This window comes from Desulfolithobacter dissulfuricans (assembly GCF_025998535.1).
In the GTDB taxonomy this organism is placed as follows: domain Bacteria; phylum Desulfobacterota; class Desulfobulbia; order Desulfobulbales; family Desulfobulbaceae; genus Desulfolithobacter; species Desulfolithobacter dissulfuricans.
Map to the genome: position 1 here is coordinate 1313671 of NZ_AP024233.1, position 19450 is coordinate 1333120.

Annotated in this window: 18 protein-coding genes, 2 tRNA genes and 2 pseudogenes; 4 read left to right on the forward strand and 18 right to left on the reverse strand. The window is 53.2% G+C overall.

The annotated features are described in order from the left end of the window. Window positions 1–579 precede the first annotated feature (579 nt). The 14 genes and pseudogenes from GF1_RS16400 to GF1_RS05855 form a co-directional block, all read right to left on the reverse strand. Window positions 580–1257: a Fic family protein gene (locus GF1_RS16400; RefSeq protein WP_353740426.1), complete on the reverse strand. Its 678-nt coding sequence runs from the start codon at window positions 1255–1257 to the stop codon at window positions 580–582. Further along, window positions 1258–1869, reverse strand: a complete 612-nt coding sequence (locus GF1_RS05795) for a Panacea domain-containing protein (protein WP_267928692.1) — start codon at window positions 1867–1869, stop codon at window positions 1258–1260. 761 nt (window positions 1870–2630) lie between these two features. Further along, window positions 2631–2855, reverse strand: a complete 225-nt coding sequence (locus GF1_RS05800; protein ID WP_267928693.1) for a hypothetical protein — start codon at window positions 2853–2855, stop codon at window positions 2631–2633. 108 nt (window positions 2856–2963) lie between these two features. Continuing rightward, window positions 2964–3710 (reverse strand): hypothetical protein, encoded by a 747-nt coding sequence (locus GF1_RS05805; protein WP_267928694.1) that lies wholly within the window; start codon window positions 3708–3710, stop codon window positions 2964–2966. A 61-nt stretch (window positions 3711–3771) separates the two neighbouring features. After that, window positions 3772–4380, reverse strand: a complete 609-nt coding sequence (locus GF1_RS05810; protein WP_267928695.1) for a hypothetical protein — start codon at window positions 4378–4380, stop codon at window positions 3772–3774. A gap of 646 nt (window positions 4381–5026) precedes the next feature. Beyond that, complete coding sequence (locus GF1_RS05815) at window positions 5027–5875, reverse strand: hypothetical protein (protein ID WP_267928696.1); 849 nt, start codon at window positions 5873–5875, stop codon at window positions 5027–5029. A gap of 347 nt (window positions 5876–6222) precedes the next feature. Beyond that, window positions 6223–7512, reverse strand: a complete 1290-nt coding sequence (locus GF1_RS05820; protein WP_267928697.1) for a hypothetical protein — start codon at window positions 7510–7512, stop codon at window positions 6223–6225. Further along, complete coding sequence (locus GF1_RS05825; protein WP_267928698.1) at window positions 7509–8765, reverse strand: toprim domain-containing protein; 1257 nt, start codon at window positions 8763–8765, stop codon at window positions 7509–7511. The genes GF1_RS05820 and GF1_RS05825 overlap by 4 nt, the downstream gene beginning before the upstream one ends. Continuing rightward, on the reverse strand, window positions 8749–9069 hold the full coding sequence (locus GF1_RS05830; RefSeq protein ID WP_267928699.1) for a hypothetical protein: 321 nt from the start codon (window positions 9067–9069) through the stop codon (window positions 8749–8751). Before GF1_RS05830 ends, GF1_RS05825 begins: the two co-directional genes overlap by 17 nt. Further along, a complete protein-coding gene (locus tag GF1_RS05835) occupies window positions 9059–9625 on the reverse strand; it encodes a hypothetical protein (RefSeq protein WP_267928700.1) in 567 nt (188 codons plus the stop codon). The genes GF1_RS05830 and GF1_RS05835 overlap by 11 nt, the downstream gene beginning before the upstream one ends. Further along, on the reverse strand, window positions 9622–9837 hold the full coding sequence (locus tag GF1_RS05840; protein ID WP_267928701.1) for a helix-turn-helix transcriptional regulator: 216 nt from the start codon (window positions 9835–9837) through the stop codon (window positions 9622–9624). The genes GF1_RS05835 and GF1_RS05840 overlap by 4 nt, the downstream gene beginning before the upstream one ends. 223 nt (window positions 9838–10060) lie before the next feature. Then, window positions 10061–10651 carry a hypothetical protein gene (locus GF1_RS05845; RefSeq protein WP_267928702.1) on the reverse strand — a complete coding sequence of 197 codons (591 nt, stop codon included), beginning with the start codon at window positions 10649–10651 and terminating at the stop codon, window positions 10061–10063. 288 nt (window positions 10652–10939) lie between these two features. Next, window positions 10940–12013 (reverse strand): annotated as a pseudogene (locus GF1_RS05850) (tyrosine-type recombinase/integrase); the annotation flags it as partial. Window positions 12014–12206: 193 nt separating this feature from the next. Beyond that, window positions 12207–12294, reverse strand: a tRNA-Leu gene (locus tag GF1_RS05855). Window positions 12295–12552: 258 nt separating this feature from the next. Here GF1_RS05855 and GF1_RS05860 point away from each other — a divergent pair. Continuing rightward, on the forward strand, window positions 12553–13539 hold the full coding sequence (locus tag GF1_RS05860; protein WP_267928704.1) for a potassium channel family protein: 987 nt from the start codon (window positions 12553–12555) through the stop codon (window positions 13537–13539). Here the strand turns inward: GF1_RS05860 and GF1_RS05865 are convergent. The 4 genes and pseudogenes from GF1_RS05865 to GF1_RS05880 all read right to left on the reverse strand — a co-directional run bounded on the left by GF1_RS05865 (window position 13514) and on the right by GF1_RS05880 (window position 16634). Next, window positions 13514–14698 (reverse strand): pyridoxine 5'-phosphate synthase, encoded by a 1185-nt coding sequence (locus GF1_RS05865; RefSeq protein ID WP_267928705.1) that lies wholly within the window; start codon window positions 14696–14698, stop codon window positions 13514–13516. The two genes, GF1_RS05860 and GF1_RS05865, sit on opposite strands and share 26 nt — an antisense overlap. Window positions 14699–14704: 6 nt before the next feature. Beyond that, window positions 14705–15748 (reverse strand): PhoH family protein, encoded by a 1044-nt coding sequence (locus GF1_RS05870; RefSeq protein WP_267928706.1) that lies wholly within the window; start codon window positions 15746–15748, stop codon window positions 14705–14707. 1 nt (window position 15749) lies between these two features. After that, a pseudogene (locus GF1_RS05875) lies at window positions 15750–16196 on the reverse strand (DsbA family protein); the annotation flags it as partial. Between the two features lie 12 nt (window positions 16197–16208). After that, window positions 16209–16634: a YncE family protein gene (locus GF1_RS05880; protein ID WP_267928707.1), complete on the reverse strand. Its 426-nt coding sequence runs from the start codon at window positions 16632–16634 to the stop codon at window positions 16209–16211. Between the two features lie 353 nt (window positions 16635–16987). On the opposite strand from GF1_RS05880, the gene GF1_RS05885 reads away from it, so the two are divergent. The 3 genes from GF1_RS05885 (at window position 16988) to clpP (ending at window position 19448) form a co-directional block, all read left to right on the forward strand. Beyond that, a tRNA-Leu gene (locus GF1_RS05885) sits at window positions 16988–17073 on the forward strand. 127 nt (window positions 17074–17200) lie between these two features. Further along, entirely contained in the window at window positions 17201–18541 is a 1341-nt protein-coding gene (gene tig, locus GF1_RS05890) for a trigger factor (protein ID WP_267928708.1), read from the forward strand. Window positions 18542–18848: 307 nt separating this feature from the next. Then, window positions 18849–19448, forward strand: coding sequence for an ATP-dependent Clp endopeptidase proteolytic subunit ClpP (gene clpP / locus GF1_RS05895; protein ID WP_267928709.1), 600 nt, complete (start codon window positions 18849–18851; stop codon window positions 19446–19448). The last annotated feature ends 2 nt before the right edge of the window (window positions 19449–19450 follow it).

The window sequence follows — 19450 nt, forward strand, 5'->3', positions numbered from 1 at the left end:
TTTCCTGATACAGAGGAAACAGGAAACTTTTTTCATATCTCTCTGTTTTATCGTTAATAATCTGATTTCCTCGGCAGGAAACTTTCAGGAAACTCGGAGGAAACTTTTAATGGCCTCCGGGCTGGCGGTAGGCTTGATATTTTTTTTATCCAGTGGCGGGAGTGGTATGGCTGGTACACCTGTGGATCGCGTGGTGGTCTGGCTCGGTGTGCGGAAAAAGAAAGGGCCCGGCACATTGCCAGGCCCTTGGTTCAAGCTTTAGAAGCAAAGGATATCCACTTGAACCTCATCACAAAAATTTTAATAATAAAACCAACGGTAAGGGTCAAGCGCTTTTCAGGAAACCGACCACGGTGGTGGCTTGATCGCCCAGGGCAGGGTGAAAAGTCGCCTGTCTCTTTCAGAAACCTAAAGGAAACTTTTCCGGGTAAGGAAAGGCTGCCGGTACCTGGGGCCCGGGAAGAGGGTAAACTTTTATCAAACAGTGAATGTGCTCTGGTGATCCCACCTGTGGATGGTGCGATAACCTGGTGGGCTGCGGAAAAAGAAAAGGCCGGACAGGTGTCCTGGTATGGTCTGCTACCTTGGGCAGATCGATGGAGCGTCCAGGCCTTCCACAAATATAAATTGTTCCCAGTGTTGTTTCAGCCGGCCAATATACAGTTCGTATGTATGGCTGGTACTTCTCTTGTGACAGTCATTCAGTTTTTTTATCCATTTCTCATTGGAACAAAGAGCTTCCCAGGAAATACCAATGCCATGAAAGTTAAGGTAAATCTCGACCATAAAACGCCCGATCCTGCCATTGGCATCATAAAACGGATGAATCATGACAAACTGCTGGTAAAATTTTACCGCATTATAGACAGCGTGTTCATGATCCACAATGAGGCGGGAGCAGGCATCCCGGATCAGGTGTTTAATTTTGCCCGGTGGAGCTCCTGCGAATTTCTGGCCCTGGCCAAAAAATACCGCTCCCTGCCCAGGGTCGGATTCAAGGCGGTACCTGTCTGCATTGGACAAGATGTCTTTGAAAAGATAGGTATGTAACGCAAGGGGAAGCCTGGAGAAAAAGGAAGGGAATTCCAGGTCATCCAGTGACTCAAGAATTTTTACAAAGGCCTCTGTGTTAAGTTTGTCATATCTGGCGTGAACAATGGATAGAGCAGTGTGGACCGGTATGGTGGTGTTTACGGGAAAGTCGCGCTGCAGGCAGCGAAAATGGTCTTTATCGTGACTGTCGTAATCGTGATTCACTCAGGCAGTGACACTGAGGCCATCCAGCAGGTTTTTGAAATCAATCGCGGCCGCATTTGCCAGCTTCTTGAACTCCTCATAAGAGGAGTACACTGCAAAGGATTCTGCCTCGTTTTTGTCCATATCCAGCGTGAATGAATGCCATGTATTTGACTGCAGGACGTAAAAAGGCTTACCGGGGTAGTCTTGTGTAAAATTTTTTGCAAATGGCTTCTGGCTGTAATATGCAACAATCGCTTCGTCCGTAATAACGGCATTGTCCGGCGTTTCCTTCCACGGCTTCTCGCTGTGGGTCATGGCACTCAGCGCGAATGCGGAATAATCGGCGTAGTTATCCAGGATAAACTGCAAAAGTTTCTCTTTGGGCTGGTCAATGTTTACTGCGATCCCTTTGGATGGGATCGGATCAGCGCCATATTTTTTAAAGGCTGTGTAAATGGCCTGATTTACCGGACCGTAAGCCCATTTAACAAACTGTGCCTTGATAAAAGGCTCGCCGGCAACCAGAGACCACACCTTTGCATAGTACGCCAATTTCTGTAACTTCATTGGCGTGATATGTTTGTCTGGATATGTTGCCAGGATGAATTTTGCCAGTTCCAACGGATTCATTTGTCTTGCCTCTCTCAACGCTCAATGCACAGGCCTGCTGGTTTGCTCTTGCAGCTCATCGGAATAAAGATCCACGACCCCCCTCAGATCGTCCCCTACCTGTTGCCAGATGGCAAGTATACGCTCTTCATCTGTTTCCCGAGGCACGAAGCGGGAAAAGTCGCTGACCTTGCGTGTCGGCATTATGCGAAGGACACTTCCAAGGCCGTTCAATATGTTCCGCATTGATGTCTTCATATCATTACCATAAGGGATGTTCAACGGTTATTCAAGCCACTGTATGTTGTATCGCCGGCGCGTCCGTGATAATTGCAGGCGGCTGCCGGGTTTCATGCCCCGGCTGAGGTGCTGTCGGTGGTGATGGCCACAGGATGACCACAGGGGGGTTGTGTTCGCAGCGGGCAGGGTGAAAAGGCGCCTGTTCTCCTGATACAGAGGCAACCAGGCAACTTTTTTCATATCTCTCTGTTCTACTGTTGATAATCTGGTTGCCTCGGCAGGCAACTCGCAGGCAACTTTTTTGTAGTGCCCTGGCCAACGCCACGGGCAGGATGGATAATTATTTATCCGGCAGCGGGTCTTGTACCCCTGTGGATGGTGTGGTGACCCGGCCATTGTCGGCAGACTTGCGTCACCATCCCCAAAGAAGCGCTGATTTGCCCTGTTCCTGCGCCTGGTCTGTCTGACCATGTACCGGAAACCGTAAACCCGGCTTCGGCCTCTTGTGGCGTCAAAATACAGCATATCCCACGGCCTGCTGGTTACTGGTGATGGCCAGTGGGCTGGCTGCCACTGTCGTCTCTGCTTTGCCTGTTTCTGCTGATAGTCTGCAGCTCCCGGTACTTCCGGTACATTTCCGGGCGGAACAAGGCCACCAGCAGGAGCTTGCAGCCGTGGATATACGATTCATCCGGCCAGTCATTGGGGCAGGACCGCTGGTCTGCCTGATGGTGCCTGCTGGAGTTCCGTGGTTCTTCAATAGGCATGGTTGGTATATCCTGTCTGTTCCAGTGCGATGAGCGGTAATCGGGAGGGACAACCGTGCCGGCTGCCCCTGCAAACGTGCAGTGTATTGATTCCGGGTTATCCTGCGATCAATACTCTTGTTTCAGCGGCGGCAGACCTGCTGCCCTGTAGCCACCACCGGAAAGTGATGTAAATATGTCTGAGGGGCCTGCGTTTCCGTTATTGCCGTCTACTCCGGCCTGTCCTGCTGCTCCGTTTGACCCTCGCATGGATGCCGTCATGAACACGTCTGTAAAGAGCTCGAACCGCTCAATGTCTATCTTGGGCAGGAGAGGGCGCAGTACGATGGTGGTGAGTACGTTTCTGTGGGCAATATTCTGTTCAGAACAGGCAATGTGGAAAGCCTCTTGGTACGCTGACAGCATCTGGTACAGTTCGTCCACTTTTTCATCGATTTCCTTCTGCCACCTGGTAGTAAGAGGTTTCAGCGCACTTGTGACGGCAATGGGCAGTGATTTTTTCTTGTCGTCGATTCTCCATTTCAAGTCACTTCGCTCCTCTAGCCGTACCTGCACGAGCTCGATGCCCTCGGTGATCGCTTCCAGTTCAGCAGTGAGATCCTTGAGCCTGGCCATGTCGCTTTCAGTGTCATGTTCCCCGAAGTTTTTCCTCAATATCTCGATCTCGGTTTTGATCTGCTCCTTTTCTGCCTGAAAGTATGTCAGATCGGATTGCAGGCGCTTTTTCTGCTCAAGGGCTGATGTCAGCTCTTCCGACACCTTGCAGATCTGGGGATCTTTCTTCATGGTGTCCAGCATTTCATCTGCCAGCTTATCTGCTGTTAAGGTTGTGGTGGTTTTCTTTTCTTTTGCCATGGGTAAACTCCTTTTCGTTACAGAGTGATATGATTGATCTTCCCGAGCGCTGTACGGCATTTCAGATCACGAGCATGTCTGTAAAGCGCTCAAAGCGTCTGATTTCCTTTATCTTGGGCATAATGGGACGCAGCGCCATAGTGCCGAACATATCACTGGGAACGATGTCCTGTTTCTTGCACACAATACGGGCAGCGTCCTGATATATGGTCAGCATCTGCAGCAGCTCATCAACCTTTCTGTCCACATCCTCCTGCCATTTGGCCGCAACAGGCGCAAGCTCCAGGTTAACGATAACCGGGATGTGGTTCGTCTGGTCCACGATGGCGCGGGCCAGCTTCCCGGTATCTTTCAGTTGCTGCCCCAGCAACTCGATGCTTTCAGCGACTGCCTGCCGCTCGATGGTCAGGCTTTTCAGTTTCTTCATATCGCTGATGGAGTCCTCTGCGCCGAAGTTTTTCTTGAGATTTTTAATCTCCTGTTCCAGGTCCTCTTCTCTCGCCATGAGGTTCTCCATGTCCGATTCAAGGCGTTCTTTCTTCTCGATGGCTTCAGTAAGGATCCTTGCCGCCTTTCTCACGTCCAGGCTCTCTTCCAGGATGTCCAGTACGTCATCGGCCAGATCACGAGGGTTTACACTTGTGCTTGCGGGCTCTTTTGTTTTTGCCATGATGATGGTCTCCGTTTCTTTGTTGTGATTATTAGTGCAACCAGTTGTTTTCCTTGCTTTTCTCTCAATATTATTTCTTCATGACTTCCTCCATTGTCACATCCATGCTTGTCTATGCCGGCAGGTTGACTGTCCGCTGGCATAGCAACGTGGATAATATTTTATCCATTGATATTAACCAGTAATTGTTTTGCCGAGTGCACATGTTGCGCATATTGCTGAAGATCGGTTGCGTTTCCGTACGTCATTTTTTTGACAGTTATGAATGGTAATTTGTATGTCTGCTTGTAGCTGCACCGTCGCTAAGGCCTTTCCCTTGCTTAACATGAGGCGTTTGCTTATATGCACCCCCGACCCCGTGTGATAAATTTTTTCGGTACAGATAAAGAAAATAATGTGCTGCTGAGGCTGATTTGGGCACGGGTCCTTCCCGGGTCTCGACGTGAGACGGTTTGGCCCAGCTCGACATTTCCGCATGGAGGTTGTCCTGAAAACGGTGGACATCTGGACAATAAGCATGTCTCTGTAAAAAATTGAGTGTTTTTAGGTAGTAAAAATGCAACTTTTGTGTTGCATGGGTGTTTTGTGTGCCACATGGTGGCCTTTATGGCGTTTGTTGGACTCATGATTTCATTTTTTTGATGTGTCAGGTTTTTGACGATTTTTTTTCTGTCGCTGGGTAGGTTCGTTGCACAATTTGCCTTCCTGATGAAGGGAAACTGAAGGTGAGCTCTCCCTGGACACCAAGGGCTATGGTCAGATTTTTTTTACTCCACACTGACAGCCAGGCGACTCCCCAGCGGCCGACTGGCCAGGCTGTTTTGTCGCGCCTGAACAGCTCGGGTCTGGTCCAGCCGGCTGCCAGCAGCTCCGGCAGGTGCTCCATGAGCCAGGGAAATGCTGCGTGGAAGCACCTGCGTGCTTCCCCCTCCAAGCGTTGTCTCCGGGGCTGGACAGCCTCCCCCTGGAGGTCCTGCCTGCCCTGGTTACCTTCAAGGCGCTGCTCCCTGGTTTTTCGGTCTGTTTCTTTGTTACCGGTGAACAGCTTGACACCGCAGTGCTCACCGCCACAGTGCCAGCCATCGGTTACGCTGCCATCCGGGAACTGGAAACCGTCCATTTTCTTCTTGTAGGTGGTGGATCCACAACCACCGCAGGGTAGCCCCTGCACGCTCTCCGCTTCCTGCCCCCCCCTGTGGCCAAGAGCAATTACCAGGCGTCCAGGAATGCCTGGCTGGCAGGTGGTACAGTAAAAGCCGCCGTTCCTGCCGTAGGTGAACTCACGGCCCCCGCAGATCGGGCAGGGCTTCAGGAACTTGAGCTTTTCCGGCTTGGCAGCCTTCCTGGGCCGGTGGTGCCTGGTTTTCTGGGTCCCTGGTTGCCGGCTGTGTCTGTTGGCTACCCTGGGCGGTGATGTTGACCCGGTTTGGGCTGGTGGTGTCACCGGCTCCTGGGCCTGGTCATGATCATTTTCGATGAAATCAAAGAGACTCATAGGTGTGCTCACTGGTGAAATGGTGACAGTGCGGTGACAGCCGTGGTGACAGCAAAAACGCTTTCTATCTACCTGAATTTGCGCAACTGGTGACACCGTGCACACTGGTGACACCAAATTTATGCCATATAACTTTAAAAACAGGAGAATCTGAAAACGCTCTATAATAGTGAAGAAGGGGTGTCCACACTGTCCCCATTGTCACCTTTTAATAATATTATATATATAACTATATAATATTATTATATATAATATAAGCAAACATGCTTACCCCCTTGTTTTTACAGGTGTCACCAAATCGGTTGAAAAATGACGGTGGTGACAGGGCTCGAAAGTGTTTTCTGGCATTAATCGAACTTATTGGCGTCAAAAACCCATGCTCTTCTTTGTTTGGGGCGTCCTGAATTATCCATCTCCGGATCGTTGGGAAAGCGGAAGCGTTTTGAATTTTCGATATAAGCGGGATGCTGCATGAGGGCGCGGGTTAAATGACTACTGACAAGTAACTGAATTCCCTTGTTCCGTATCAACTGCTCGATGCCGGGCAGGTTGATGTAGATCAGCCTTTTTTTTGGGTCCAGGTGCAGGCAGGCCGCGGCTTTTTCCTTGTCCAGGAGGTCTATGGTCTCGAAAAAATGATCAGCCAGGCTATATTCACGGGCAGCGGAAGTTCGGCACTTCTCATGAGCGGTGGACAGCATGAAGCTGGTCAGATTGTATTTGATTCCATGGACCCGGCAAAAAAGTCGGTGGAAAGCGAGTATCAAGGCGTGATTCTCCAGGATGCGCCGGTTATCCATGGGACAGAGATCGTTGATAGCCTTCTGGTATTCCTTGATCCAGCCTTCCTCGAAAACCTGGCGCTTCTGCAGGGTCAGCACCAGGACGCGGGCCAGCTCGGGTAAGGGGATCTTGACAAGCTCTTCATAGGCTGCCCTGGTCTGCTCGGTCAGGTCTGTATGATCGAACTGCAGGGAGATGACGCGCTGCTTCTCGGCCTTTTGATTGAAGGGCTCCGTGTTCTGAACAAAAAGCAAGCTCCCCTGGAAAGGGCTCTCTGACACGCGATTGTCGTTACTGAAGGCTGCCTTTAGCTGCAGGGGCCCGGAGTTGTACCCGGTGAGAAGAATAGAGTAGTCAAATGCCTTCTCGTTCCTCTGGTTATCTTCCAGCAGGGCGGTGAACAGGCCGGACACCCGCGAAATGGACCGGGCCAGGGCCTTTTTCGTGTTGAGCTGGCTAAGGGGGATTCCTTCCCCATCCACGCCCTGCATGGCGTTCAGTACGACGGTGAGGGCGCTCTTGCCGCTGGCCGGGTCGCCATGGAAGGACAGGAAGGGGAAAAAGTTCACCCTTTCTTTGACCTGGTTCACAAACCAGGCCGCCGCCATCCAGGCCAGGGCTGCAGCCCCATTGTCTCCCCAGGCTGAAGTGACAAGCTTGTGGATGTCCCGGACTTCAAGACCGGTTTCAGCGGGCTTGATGGCCTTTTCTGCGGCATGGGCCGGAGGTGTGGCAAAATCGCGAAAGCTGATTTTGTACAGGCCGCGTTTGTCCGGGAAGAGGAGCTTGCCGGCAGGATCGATGGCGAAATAACGGTAAACGTACCAGCCATTTTCCCGCTGATAGCCTGTCAAGGAGTACTGAAGCACCTCGGGGCCTTGCTGGAGGTGATGGTTGTCGCGATGGCGGTTGCCGCGTTGGCATTGGCTTCGAAGGCGACCTTGGCTCTTGTAAGGAAGAATTCCTTGAGGCCCCTCGGGGTGGCCAGGTCGCGCCCTGAGGCCGCTGTTTGGACAGGGCGGGATCCTTTGGGTTGGATCTCCAGGTGGTAGCGGTACTCTGGATTTTCCGGGTTGGACGTGTCCTTGCGATAGGAAACAACCTTCAGGGTAAACCTGCCGCATCGCTCTACAACGAGCCTGGCCTCGTCTCCACGTTTCTTTAAGAACGCAAAGTGGGTGCAACCATCGTGCACGAATATCCCCGGTGGATAGCCAAAGAACCCATGATAGATGGTGGCATACTCATGAGCCGAGCCGGCCAGGGCAAGCTGAGCATTGACCAGAAATCGCGGCAGGCTCTCCGAGAACCGCTTTTTCACATCTTCGGCTGGGCCGGAACAAAGAAGGTCGTTCCAATCCATACCCCTATCCGGCATGATGGGCTGCATGTCAGGATAAATATCTATCCATTTTTTGGTGGCCCTGGCTCCGGCCAAATCGTTATCAAAGGCTGGAACCAGCTTTTTGAAACGCGCAAGATCCAGTTTTTTCGGGTCCTGGCCGGCGGCAAGAACAGCGATGGCCTGGTGGCCAATCTCGACGAGGCTTAAGGCGTCAATAATTCCCTCGACAACATAGGTTGGGCTATACGGGTCGTACTCGATCCCTGGATGTTGCCAGAAAATGCCGCTGGTCGAGCCACTGTTGTGGGTTTTTCCCACTCCGGATGGCGGCGAGAGAAGGCGGCCGTTGGCAACGGTTTTCCCTTTCTCGTCTTTGCCGATCGGGAACATAACAGCGCCGGTGCCCGAATTCCTTACGTTCTTCTGGTAATAAAATTTCAGGCCTTTGAGCGCCTGCCTGATTCCTCTCGACTCAAGGTATGCTCTGGCCGGCCGCTGGGGATCCTGCCTGGTCGGCTTAAAGTGCTTCTCGATGTCTTTTCGGATATCCAGCAGATCGAGAGTCTTAGTCCTGGCGCCACAATGATTTAGGCGATTGCAGTTGATGCTATAGGGGGCAGATAGATAGGCCCATCCGACCCCGACGAAGCCACAGACCGAACAAGTAAGCCCTTGAATTGTGTTCCCGCTTATTCTCGTCTTCGGTGTCCAATACTCGGACTGTTTGAGCTCGGACAAGGTTATATCAGGCAAGTCCATCATTGGCCTCCCTCTTCCCGATGATCTTCGGTGGCCACTGGGTGCCGGTATAATTTTCAAGCTGAGTGTAGAGTTCGAGCCAGTCCGCGCCAGGGTGTTCTTTCTCTGCCTGCTCGCGGAGCATGCTCACCAGGAGGCTGACAGCATTTGCGGCCTTTTGAGCCTGGGCCGACAGATCTTCAAGGTCATGGTTATAGACCGCACGAATGTGGCAAGCGTGATGTGTAAGCAAGAGGCAGAGCAAGGGCAGGTCATGAGCTGCTTGAGAGTGTCTATCTTCCCCGAGTGTCAGTTGGTTATCTTTCATGAAGTTTCTCCATGCAGTATGGATGGATTATCGAGAGAATTTTGCTGAGGTCCTGAATTGTCCGAAGCAGGGTATCTGCGGCAGACACAGCCTTGCTCCCTGCGCCGTATGAGTCCAGCAGGTCGATTTGCAGTAGAACAACTCTCTGTTGCCAGTGGTCAAGGGCGATAACCAGGGCTTGGGCCTCGGCCTGGGTCAAACCGGTCTTCCTTTTTGTCCCGGCCATTTTTCTTCTTTCCTGGATATGCTGAAACTCTCTGGCCAACATCCCGGGAACACCCACCAGGAGTTCCGGGCAGGAAAAGTCAGGCTGCCCACTCCTGAAATAGAGTTTCCCGGCCCGGTCACGATCGTTCTGAAAGTCCGTCATGGCCTGGTTTTCGAGGATCTCTCGCAACGCCAGCACGGCCCGCTGAACTTTTGTTGTCATCAGGCAAAGCTTGTTCTTTCGAGGGTACCCCCGGTGGATGGCGTCGGATACCATCAGGCTCTGGTTGTACAACACCTGAAGCCCATGCCCGGCTCGATCATGCTGTTTCCAGGTAAAGCACTTCATTCAGCAGCCTCCTTTGCGCTCCTGGCTGCGGTTACTCGGGGGCGGCTCTCGATCCAGGTTTCAAGCTCGTCGGATCTCCAGGCCACCGATCTCTTGGACAAGCGAACAGGCTCTGGAAAGGTGCCTTCATGAATTCCCTGATAAATAGCTGATTTCTTCAGAGCAGTGATTCGTTCAACGTCCTTGATCTTGAGTAGGGTTACAGCAGTCATTCTTTTCTTCTCCGTAAAAGCTGAATTTGGCTTGATAGGCTCCGGAGCGCTCCGTGTTTGTTGCTGTCATTATTTGCCGCCGTTCAAACAAAAAAAAGGCGCAGTTTCAGTATTCATGAAACTGCGCCTTGTAAAGACTACTTTTATTGTAATTCTAAGTGGTTATCTGCTGAATAATTTTTCTGTTAATTGCGTTGAACCTGCTAAAATTGCGTAAAAGACATCACTTTCCCTTCATTTCGCCGGGCAATTGTTTATGGGTTTCCCTCCCAATTACGCCTGGTAGCCCGCGATCCACTGCCATCTTTTCAAGCTTGTCCCGGCTATATTTCTCCCATTCTACTTGTCCGTTCTCGCCCACTTTTGCTGCCTCCATCATTATTAAAATGCAAAATTTTAATGCTTCTGGAATTTTTTTTCTTAAGTTGTTCAGTGACTTTTTTTCACCTTTGGTTAAGTCACCGTCAGCTATGCAGTCAAAAACATCACCAAGGGAATCAAGTTTCTCTTTCTTTTCGTTATCTTCCTTGTTCGCAGCCAAATATTTTTCAAGGTCTTCTTTTTTGATATGGAGTCCTTTTGATACTGTGAAACGATATTTTAAAATCCCAAGAACATCTTTTTTTTGGGGGAACGGCTCTTCTGGGTGAGGCAGGTATTCCAGATCCTTTGGCGGTATGCACTTCCACTCGCCATGCCATTGAGCATATAGTTTAAGGTTCCCCTGTATCGCTTCTGCAATTATGATGTCTCTTGATATTTGATGAGTTTCCATCAGATTTTTGATCGGTATAAAATTTATACTGTATTTCATGTAACCTCCCTCTCGGGTTACCTCTGAAAAAGAATCAAGCGCGGAAGGCTGCCAGAGGGGAACAGCTTTTCGGAGTTGATGATCAGTCAGCTCCTATCCGCGCTCGAACTGGATGTCTGGTTACGTGCCGGCAGCCGTCCTGTTGATCGGGATGACCTCGGCCCCGGCTTCAAGGTAGTCCAGGTGGTCGGCCCACCACTGCATCATTTCTTTGCGTTGCTCGAGGTATTCGCTCCTGTGGTAGGCGGCCCGCACCTGGTTGCGTTCCCGGTGCGCAAGCTGCCGCTCGATGGCGTCAGGGTTGAACCCTGCTTCGTTGGCGATAGTGCTGAAAACCGCCCGGAAACCATGCACGGTGGCCTTGCCCTGGTACCCCAGGCGGTGCATGGCATAAAGCATGGTGTTGCTGGATAGTTTTTTGCTGTCCTGCCTGATGCCCGGAAAGACATAGCCGGTGTACCCGAACAGCTTGCCGGCCCGCTCCAGGATCGCCACCGCCTGTTTGGAAAGCGGAACGATATGGGGAACACTCATTTTCATACGTTCGGCAGGTATTCGCCAGACTGCCCCGTCAAGGTCGATTTCATCCCAGGTGGCCCCGCGGACCTCTCCGCTTCTGGCTGCGGTCAGAATGGTGAACTTCAGGGCAAGCCTGGTGGTTACGTGGAGTTTGGATGTGGTCAGCTTCCGCAGGAATTCAGGCAGATCCCTTGCATCGAGGGCGGGCATGTGAGTGACCTTCCTGGTTTTGAGTACCCCTTTCATGTCTGCTGCCGGGTTGTAGGTGGCCCGGCCAGTCTGGACCGCATACCGGAAGACCGCATTCATCCTCTGTAAAACCTTGCGGGCAATCTCCAGGGATCCGCGATTTTCGATAGTTCGGATAACCTGAAGCACCATGGGCGGGGTTATGGTGTCTATCCGGTGGTGCCCCAGGGCAGGGAAGGCGTCATGGGCAAGGGACGAGCGGACCGCCATGGCGTGTTCCCTGCTCCATCGGTCTTTTTGCTGGCTGATCCATTCCAGGGCTATTGCCTCGAAACTGTCCCTGTCAGGTTTTTTTTCAACCTGTGGCTGTGTCCTGGCTTTCTGTCTCTTCTTTTTTCGTTCCTCTGCCGGGTTTAAACCGGCCTTCACCAGTTCCCTGGCCTTTTCCCGGGCTTTACGGGCTTGCTTGAGATTCATAAGCGGGTATTCTCCCAGCACATAGGTTGATTCTTTACCTGCTATTTTGTACCGGTACCGCCATGTCTTCTTTCCAGACCTGGCCACATGCAGGTACATACCGTGCCCGTCTCCCAGTTTGTATCCCTTGTCTTTGGGTTTTGCGTTGCGGACCTGAATTGCCGTGAGCTTTGACATGATGAGGGCTCCACATAAGGTGGGTACAAAAAATATGGGTATTCGCTTCTTGAAAGCCTGTACCCACCTTTGTACCCGCTTTGTGTTGCGGATGTCAACGGAAAATAATGGAAGGCAATGGAACAAAAAAACCCGCAAACTCTTGAAGTCTGCGGGTTTATCGGAGCTTAATGGAAGCCCCTGGATGATGTCATGGTGCCCGGAGCGAGAATCGAACTCGCACAGTGACTAGCACCGAGAGATTTTAAGTCTCTTGCGTCTACCAGTTCCGCCATCCGGGCGTATATCGTAGAAATCCTTACCCGGTACGGGTTGATTCGTTGGTTTCACAGTGCGGGATGAGGCTGGTTATCCGACAGTTGTGAAACGGCCATACTTTACACGCGTGGCCTGGGTTTGTCAATTGAGGAGACGGCAAAGATCTTATGTTTCAGGATGTTACTGGTACCGGCAGGGGAGGATATGCTATAGTTGGGGAAGATGGAATCAGGCGGCGAGCGGTGAGTGGAAGCTGCTTTTGAGGTAACTGTTCAGAATTTATGCAGAAAATTACTAACATTGTCCTTATGCTGGTGCTGCTCATGCTTGGCGGTGCCTTTGGTTATATGCTGTTTGAGCATACCGGCTTCTGGGAGGGTATGTATCTGACGGTGATCACCATTACCACTGTCGGCTATGGTGATATTGTTCCGGTGCATCCCGCCGGCAAGGTATTTACCGTACTCCTGGTTTTCGCCGGGGTAGGCCTGGTCTTCTATGTCTTTGGCAAGATAACCGAGACCATGGTGGAGGGCGGTTTTCGTTCAATCATGGAGAGGAGAAAAATGAACAAAAAGATTGCCCGGTTGCGGGATCATTATATCGTCTGCGGCTTTGGCCGTATCGGCCAGGTGATCTGCGAGATTTTAAAGGAAAACAACCGGCCCTTTCTGGTGATAGAGCGGGATGAGGAGGTCATCAAGGAGATCGAAAAGGAGGAATACATCGAGCTTCACGGGGAAGCCTCGGACGATGATATCCTGCTCAAGGCCGGAATCCAGCGGGCCAGGGGGCTTATTGCCGTAGTTTCTTCAGATGCGGATAACCTCTACATTACCCTGACCGCCCGCGGTCTCAATCCCGATCTGTTTATCCTGGCCCGCTCCAGCGGCGCCCACGGCGCTGAAACCAAGCTGATGCGGGCCGGGGCTTCCAAGGTGATCTCGCCCTACTACATCGGGGCCAGGCGGATGGCCCAGCTTATCGTCCGGCCCACGGTTATCGATTTTATCGATCTGACCATGCATGCCGGAGAACTGGGCCTGCGGATGGAGGAACTTCTGGTGAGTGAGAATGCTTCCTTCAAGGGGAAAAATCTGATGGAATCGGGCATCCGCCAGAAATATGACGTGATCGTGGTCGCCATCAAGCGGGCCGGCGAGAAGATGCTGTTCAATCCCGGCCCGGATACGGTCCTGTTGCCCGGTGATATTCTGGTGGTCCTGGGGCAGTACGAGCAGATCAGTGCTTTGGAAAAGGAGGTCTGATCCGCTCAAGCATCTCCCGGACGGCCTGATCCAGGCCGACAAACACAGCCCTGGTTATGATCGCATGGCCGATGGAGAGTTCCTCGATGGTGTCCAGAGCGGCGATCCTCGGGGTTGTCAGATAATCCAGTCCATGGCCGGCATTGACCCGCAGCCCCGAGGCAAAGGCCAGCTCCGCTGATTCTTCTATGAGGCGGAATTCCCGGTCCCGTTCCTTTTCCGTGGTCGCATCGCAGTAGCGGCCCGTATGCAGTTCGACAAAAGTGGCTCCTACATCAACGGCCGCCTCGATCTGGACCGCGTCCGGGTCTATGAACAGGGAGACAGGGATCCCGGCTTTCTCCATTTTGGCTATACATTTGCGAATCTTCTTTTCATTGCCGATCACGTCCAGGCCGCCTTCGGTGGTCAGTTCCTGGCGTTTTTCCGGGACCAGCGTAATCATGTCCGGCTTGATATCCAGGGCAATACCGATGATTTCCTTGGAGGCGGCCATCTCCAGATTGAGCTTGGTCTTCACCGTCTGCCGCAGCAGCCAGACATCGCGGTCCTGGATGTGGCGGCGGTCTTCCCGCAGATGCACCACAATGCCGGAGGCGCCGGCCAGCTCGCAGATACCGGCGGCCAGGACCGGGTCGGGTTCGTCGATCCCGCGCGCCTGACGCACGGTGGCTACATGGTCTACATTGATGGCAAGATGAGGCATGGTATCACTCCTTGACTCGTGCAGTTGATGGATCAGTTGCAGTTCCCGGTCCCACATGGCTTCTGCCTCGGACTCGGATCGTTCGTGGTCCCAGCCCAGCAGATGCAGCAGGCCATGGACGATCAGCCGGGTCAGACGCTGGTGCAGGGTGGTTCCGGTCTGTGTTGCCTCCCGCGAGGCCGTGTCCACCGAGATGATGATGTCCCCGAGTTCATCCGCCGGGGCCAGCCCGGGGGGCAGCTCTTCTCCTCCGGCGGCAAAGGCGAGCACGTTGGTGGGACCGGTGCGGTGGCGGTAGTGGGCATTGTACCCGGCCATGGTCTCGTCATCGACGAGGATAATGCTCAGGCTCTTTCCTTCACAACCGAGTTCGCGCAGCAGCCAGCGGGTCCGCCTGGCAAGGAGAGCTGTACTGATCGGCGCTGGGTGGTGGCTCTGGATATGGACTGGCATGGGGTATTACTCGGCCCGGAGAATGGTTGATGGCTTCTTTTCTTTCTTCCTGCCTGACCGGGCCGCAACCCGGACTTCCTGGTCTTCGTAGGCCTGGATGATTTCCTGAACCAGCGGGTGGCGAACCACGTCGGACTTGGCAAAACGGCTGAAGTGGATGCCCCGGATGCCTTCCAGGATATTCTGGGCCTCTACCAGGCCGGAACGGGTCGAGCCGGGCAGGTCGATCTGGGTGATGTCTCCGGTGACCACGGCCTTGGAGTCAAAACCGATCCTGGTGAGAAACATCTTCATCTGCTCCCGGGTGGTGTTCTGGGCCTCGTCCAGAATGATAAAGGCGTTGTTCAGCGTCCGGCCGCGCATGAAGGCCAGCGGCGCGATTTCGATAATTCCGCGCTCCACCAGCTCCTGGGCCTTGTCCTGGCCGAGCATGTCGTTAAGGGCGTCGTAGAGCGGCCGCAGGTAGGGGTCCACCTTCTGGGCCATGTCGCCGGGCAGAAAGCCCAGTTTTTCGCCCGCTTCCACCGCTGGCCGGGTGAGGATGATGGAACGGACCTGTTCGCTGGCCAGGGCCGAAACCGCCATGGCCACGGCAAGATAGGTCTTGCCGGTTCCTGCCGGACCGATGCCGAAAACAATGTCATTGTGGCGAATGGCCTCGATGTAGCGTTTCTGGTTGACGCTCTTGGGTGAAACCACCCGGTTGCGCGAGGTGATGTACACCTTGTCGAGAAAGATCTCCTCGAGTTGGGTCCTGGGAGATGATTCCAGGATTTTAACCCCAAAGGCGATATCCTGAGTAAAGATGGGATAGCCCTTGCGGATCAGTTCGTAGAGCTGCTCCAGGACCGAGGCGGCCAGGCCGACGGCGTGGCTGCGGCCCTTGACCTGGAGCAGGTTGCCGCGGGCGTGGATGGAGACGCCGGTAGCCTGTTCCACGGTCTGCAGGTTACGGTTGAGGTCGCCAAACAGGACCTGGGCCGCGGCATTGTCGCTGAAGTCCAGGTTCCGGGTGGTCTGGTTGTTCTTTGGCGTGGCAGTTATCTTCAAATCAGTTCTGTCTGGTTGCTTTCTCTTTTTTTCTCGCAAGTTCTCTGTCGATCATTTTCTGGATGGCCGACACGCTGCGGCTGTCTGATCTGATCAGGTGGCCGTTGACGAACAGGGTCGGTGTTCCAGATACATTGGCCTGCTGTGCGTCCCGCATGTCCTGCAAGACCCGGGCCCTGGTTTCCTGGGAGTTCATGTCCTTTCTGAACTGTTCCATGTCCAGGCCCAGTTCCTCTGCCATCTTCATGATGCTGTCAGGGTCCAGCTTTTCGGCCGCGAACAGCTTGTCATGCATCTGCCAGAACTTACCCTGGTTCTGGGCGGCCACAGCGGCCCGGGCAGCGGGTTCGGCGTATTCATGGATACGGACCAGCGGCAGATGTTTGTAGGCGATTTTAAGGGTGTCAGGGTTTTTTTCGAGCAACTGCTCGAGCAGCGGCTGTACCTTGCCGCAGTAAGGTCACTGGAAGTCCGAAAAAACCACCAGGGTGACCGGAGCGTTTTCCGGTCCCAGAAAGGGCGCCCTGCTGACGTCGATGTTCTGGGTGAAGCTGACGTCGACGGCCGTGAAGGAATTGCCATCCCTGCTGACCAGGTACAGTGTTTCACCTCTGGGAGCTATGTCGATACCGCTGATATTCCTGTCCACCGGGATGGCCCCCAGTTTTTCGCCCCTTGCCGTGTAGACATGGACCTTGTGGTCGCTGCCCAGGACAAAAACCTTCTTACCGTCCAGAGTGTGGACAAAGTCGAGCGGGGTGGTATCCAGTTTCCAGCTGGTCCTGATCGACCAGTCCACTTCGCCCGCGGTATCTGCTGTTTCCTGCAGGGCATGGGCCTGGACAGGCAGCATGAGCAGGGCACAAAGTGTCAGAGCTTTTTTCATATCAAGTCCTTGGTAGTTGCTTGGGATCAGATCGAAGTTTTCAGCAAGACTATAAGACAGAAGATACTGCTTGGCCAGCAGGAAAGCAAGAAGTGGTGTATCTGTTGGTAATCATTGGCAGGCCATGGCTGTAGCCAGGTTAACGGGGCAGGTGTCCTTCCGGGGCCGGTCGGATTTGTGATCCTGAATGCCGGATGCGTTGCTCCAGGGGTTCATCTTTGGCCCGGTCTCCCGATCAAGGGCTGGGGAAGACTTCTAACCTATAGATTTAGTTGAAAATACATATTTTTATCTCTCCCTCTCTCTTGACGCCCCTCTTTTAATTGGTTAATAGTAAATGTTTAACATTTAACGCGAGAGTGGCGGAACTGGTAGACGCACTGGACTTAGGATCCAGCGCACCGAGTGCGTGGGGGTTCAACTCCCCCCTCTCGCACCAGATAAGGAAACCGGTGTCCGGTGTGCCAAGCACCAGACGTAACTCATATTAAGCCTGAAGGAAACCCGCTTGATTCAGGCTGAAATCTGACTGCCGATGGCAGGTAACGTGAAAAGGAATTTGGTCCATGGACGTTGTCGTAGAAACCGTATCTGATCTGACCCGTAAGCTCACCATTACCCTTCCTCAAGAGGAGGTGCAGAAAGAACTGGACAAGGCGTATCGCAAACTGAACAAGGAAGTCAAGCTCAAGGGGTTCAGGCGGGGTAAGATTCCCCGGACTGTGCTTGAAAAAAATTTCAAGGACCAGGTGCAGGCCGATGTGGGTGAGCAGCTTGTCCAGGCCACCTATTTTGATGCCGTCGAGCAGGAAAAGATCGATCCCGTCGTTCACCCCGATATCGTCAAGCATGATTTCCCCGAGGATGGTACCTTCACCTATGTGGCCATGGTGGATGTGCGGCCCGAATTCGAGATGAAGGAATACAAGGGCATCGAGGTGGAGAAACCGGTCACCGAGGTCTCGGACGAGGAGGTGGAAGCCGAACTTGAGGAGCTGCGCCGCAAGCACGCTGTGCTGCGCTCTGCCGACGAGGACTATGCCATTGCCAGGGATGATATCGCCATCGTCGACTTCCAGGGCTTCCATGAAGGCAAGCCCATGAAGGAAGTCCATAACGAAGACTATTCCGTTGATGTCGGTTCCGGCCGTCTGGGTGAGGATTTCGAGGAGAAACTCATCGGGATGAAGAAGGGCGAAAAGACCCTCTACGAGGTGGATTTTCCGCCTGAATATCCCAATCCGGTACTTGCCGGTAAAACCGTGGAGTTCAAGGTCGACGTCAAGGACGTCAAACAGCGTATCAAGCCTGAACTCGACGATGAGTTCGCCAAGGATGTCAGCGATGAGTACGAGACCCTGGAAGACCTGAAGAAGGGGATCCGCGAAGAGCTGCAGAAGAAGAAGGAAGAAGCGCTGGAAGGCGACCTGGACGACCGGATCATGCACAAGCTCATCGAACTCAATGAGTTTGACGTTCCCGAGAAGCTGGTCCTCTACGAGATCGAGGAGATGATCAAGCAGACCGAGGAAAATCTCAAGCGGGCCGGACTGACCCTGGAATCCGCCGGTATCACCCGTGAGGAACTGGTGGAGAAAAATCGCGAGGTGGCGGTCAAGCGGGTCAAGGGTGATTTCCTGCTCAAGAAGATCGCCGAGCTCGAGGATATCAAGCTGGCCGATGAGGACATCGAGCGCGGCTACCAGCGCATAGCCGACCAGTACAACATGACCGTGCCGGAAGTGAAACAGTTCTTCAAGCGTCGGGAAGAGATCCTGCCGTTCTTGAATGAGTTGCTCAATGAAAAGATTCTGCAGTTTCTGCGCGACAATGCCACCTTTGTCGAGCCCAGCGAAGATGCTGCGGCCGAAGAAGGCGGAGCGCAGGAATCGGGCGATGATGCCTGATGCGAGGTCTGTTCCGGCACCAGATCAAAGTAATGGGTACCTTGAAAAATTAGAATTTTCGTTCGAGATCAGGTAAGCGAGCCTACGAGACTCCGAGGAATAGTGAAAATAGCCGGACAGCTTGACTGTTCAGCGAAAAAGCGCAGCATATAAAACATATGTGAGCATTTTTCTTTCTTCTTCCCGCTGTGACACAAGAGATCGGGCGAGGTAGGCGAGCCAGCGAAACTCTGAAAGGCAATTTTTCAAGATAGTCTAAAGAAAATATCAGTCAGGCCGGCGGTCTGATTTCGAGGAGTATGAGCCAATGAATCTGGTTCCAATGGTTGTTGAACAGAGCCCGCGCGGTGAGCGGGCTTATGATATCTATTCGCGCCTGCTCAAAGAGCGCATCATTTTTCTGGGTACTTCGGTAACCGATGATGTTGCCAGCCTGGTCATAGCCCAGCTGCTCTTTCTGGAGGCCGATGATCCTGACAAGGATATTACTTTCTACATCAACTCGCCCGGCGGTTCGGTGACCGCCGGGCTGGCCATCTATGATACCATGCAGTATGTCCGCTGTGATGTGGCCACGCTGTGCATGGGTCAGGCCGCGTCCATGGGCGCGCTGCTTCTTGCTGCCGGGGCAGCGGGAAAACGGTTTGCCCTGCCCAATTCCCGGATCATGATCCACCAGCCCATGGGTGGTTTCCAGGGACAGGCAACGGATATCGATATTCATGCCCGGGAAATCCTGCGCATGCGCAAGGATCTCAACGCCATCCTGGCCAAACATACCGGCCGGACGGTGAAGAAGATCCAGAATGATACCGAGCGGGATAATTTCATGAGCGCCGAAGAGGCCCGGAAGTACGGGATCATCGATGAGGTGCTGGTCCGTCGTGAACAGACGGAGGAGGACTGAAT